This is a genomic window from Marinobacter sp. L-80, assembly GCF_056859395.1.
This window is the reverse complement of the sequence record NZ_JBSXOI010000053.1, coordinates 1-2,400: the sequence shown is the minus strand read 5'-3', so window position 1 is coordinate 2,400 and position 2,400 is coordinate 1. Positions and strand designations below refer to the sequence as shown.

Genomic DNA, 2,400 nt, shown 5'->3' with positions numbered 1-2,400 from the left:
CTGAACAAGCTCCATGCCAAAGATCATCCCCGTTGCCACCTCCATGATGGCCATAGCGTTGAAATCTCCATCGGCCTCCGTCATCACCGGTGCTTCGTTCAATTGGCAACGTACTCTCCTGATTCTTTTAAATCTAACGCCGGCGGTAATGGGCGACAACGGAGCGCAGCGTAGTTGGCGTCCCGTTGACCGCTTTGTTAGCCCCTGAGTTCAAAATCTTCCCGAATCACCTCCGGATGGCGAAAAGCAATCTCGATGAGCGCCTTTGCCGGCCCGGAAGGTTTACGTCGCCCCTGCTCCCATTCCTGTAGCGTGCGCGGAGAAATATGGAGCACCTCGGCAAACTCTCGTTGTGTAAGACCAGTCTTGCCGCGCGCCTCTGCGACCTCATTTGGCTCCACACGACTGACTCGTGCCGCTTTGCCTGCTTTCATTTCTTTAACAGATTGGAGCAGCTTGTTACCAAGCTCCTCAGCACTCAGAGTCTCATTACTCATTTTCCAATACCTCACGAATCGACTTCAGGATATGCGCGGGTATGTTCTCCTTGACGGCCTTCTTGTAGATCACCAACAACCAGATCTCACCATTTGCCAATCTGGTGAAGTAGATAACTCGCACTCCACCACGCTTCCCTGAACCCGCCACCGACCAACGAACCTTTCTACATCCACCGCTACCTGGAATGGGATCGCCAATTTCAGGATTGGCTGCCAGCCAGGCAAAGAACGAATTCCGTTCCTCCTCAGTCCAGATCTTTCTGGCATCTGCTTCGAATGTAGGGGTTTCGATGATGGTAAACATGACGATTAATATACGTCATTGACGGATTTTTGCAAGGTGGCGGATGAAAGGGTTAACGCCGAAGCTCACCGGCGGCAATGGAGCGCAGCGGAATTGCCGTCCGGTGCAGCGACTTGTTATACGGCATTTGTGAGCACGACGCCGACGACCCAAGAAATAACAGCAGCTATGATGGTTGGAACTCGGCTCTCCAGACCAAACGCTCGAAACTGACCAAAAAATATACCCGCCGCCAACAGAAGATACCCCAGATTGGCGAACCCATACCCGAGAATACCAACTACAGATATTGGTGTTTCAGAAAGCGAAAGCATGGCCGCAACTGGATACAGCAACGCAATAAAGCTGACAAATGGGAAACGCTGGGCCGGAATGAGGTCGCGGTACTGCTCGATGAAGCGCGATTGAGATTCTTCCATTCTTTCGGGGTCTGCGTATAGCTTAACCGTGCGGCCGATACTTGGAACGGGCAGATAGTACGGACCGGAAAATCCCTTTGGACGTTCTGAATCATCGGCGAGCACCCAGGTGGTCTCGCTTTCAAAGTGCTCAAGTGCTTCGTTCGGAAGCTTTGACGCCAGTTTCCAGAACGACAAGCGGCCAGCAAGGCTGAAGAACAAGGCCAAGCCAACCAAAACCGCTCCGAAGATTAAAGTTGCGACCGTTGCTTCGTTCATGGTGTTCCCTCTGCCGTATAACGCCGCAATCACGCGCTTGTCGCGTGCATTGCCTTGTTGTCTGATTTTTGTAGGGACGCACGATGAATGGCGTCAATGTGGACCAAGGCGCTATCAACGTACTCGAACCCACATTCATACCCATCGAAGGCCACGAAAAGATCTGTGCCAGCAAGAACTACAGCTTCGGCACCCTGTTCTTCACACATTGCCTTTCCGGCTTGGAATATGGTCGTTCTCTGATCTTCGCTAACAGCCCCAGACACTGCGATATTCATGTAGGCTTCGTGAACTTCATCTAAGCTTTCTCCAGGCGGCACAACGATTTCGACCTCTTGAAAGCTATCGAAAAGTCGCGATTCCATAACCACTTTATTTCCTAACACGCCTACCTTGGTATACCCCTTCTCAAGCAGAACGTTTTCAAGTCCAGATAACGCGTCAATGACAGGGATAGGTGATACGTCCCGCAGTTCGGAAATGCAAAAATGCCCTGCTATTGAAGTCACTGCCAACACATCAGCACCTGCGGCGCTCAAACGGTTAGCCAATGCTTGGAAAATTCCCACCTGTTTATCTACGTCACCAGTCTGAATGTTGCCTATCAAATCGCTCGCTTGTGCATGACAGATAGTCAGCTCCAAATCGCTATGACTACCAGATGCCTGACGGGCTCTCACAAGGTTACGGTAATAGAATTCTGTGGCGGCCGGTCCAATACCGCCAATCAGTCCGATATGCATAGATACCTCCGTGTGATGTGTTTATTCCTTACAGATAACGCCGCCAGCATGCGCGGCTACGAAATGGAGGCGAAGCCGCAATGTAGTAGGCGTCGCCGTGCCTGGCCTTGTTAAATTCAGTCTGACTGATTGCCATAGAGCCGAGCCCCATGAACGATGTGAACATAGAAAAGAAG

At 51.3% G+C, this 2,400-nt stretch carries 4 protein-coding genes; all 4 read right to left on the bottom strand.

The genetic code is table 11. The features are described 5' to 3' along the window. Nucleotides 1–197 precede the first annotated feature (197 nt). Nucleotides 198–497, bottom strand: coding sequence for a helix-turn-helix domain-containing protein (locus tag AC13E3_RS06485; protein WP_230713320.1), 300 nt, complete (start codon nucleotides 495–497; stop codon nucleotides 198–200). Continuing rightward, nucleotides 490–804: a transcriptional regulator gene (locus AC13E3_RS06480; RefSeq protein WP_093479031.1), complete on the bottom strand. Its 315-nt coding sequence runs from the start codon at nucleotides 802–804 to the stop codon at nucleotides 490–492. The genes AC13E3_RS06485 and AC13E3_RS06480 overlap by 8 nt, the downstream gene beginning before the upstream one ends. Nucleotides 805–920: 116 nt before the next feature. After that, nucleotides 921–1,481 (bottom strand): hypothetical protein, encoded by a 561-nt coding sequence (locus tag AC13E3_RS06475; protein WP_482901833.1) that lies wholly within the window; start codon nucleotides 1,479–1,481, stop codon nucleotides 921–923. A gap of 29 nt (nucleotides 1,482–1,510) precedes the next feature. Continuing rightward, nucleotides 1,511–2,224 (bottom strand): aspartate/glutamate racemase family protein, encoded by a 714-nt coding sequence (locus tag AC13E3_RS06470; RefSeq protein WP_113880738.1) that lies wholly within the window; start codon nucleotides 2,222–2,224, stop codon nucleotides 1,511–1,513. Between the last annotated feature and the right edge of the window lie 176 nt (nucleotides 2,225–2,400).

What these genes read in the sequence shown, in the direction of transcription:
- AC13E3_RS06480 (WP_093479031.1), bottom strand. Translation starts at nt 804, where the DNA reads ATGTTTACCATCATCGAAACCCCTACATTCGAAGCAGATGCCAGAAAG.
- AC13E3_RS06470 (WP_113880738.1), bottom strand. Translation starts at nt 2,224, where the DNA reads ATGCATATCGGACTGATTGGCGGTATTGGACCGGCCGCCACAGAATTC.
- AC13E3_RS06485 (WP_230713320.1), bottom strand. Translation starts at nt 497, where the DNA reads ATGAGTAATGAGACTCTGAGTGCTGAGGAGCTTGGTAACAAGCTGCTC.
- AC13E3_RS06475 (WP_482901833.1), bottom strand. Translation starts at nt 1,481, where the DNA reads ATGAACGAAGCAACGGTCGCAACTTTAATCTTCGGAGCGGTTTTGGTT.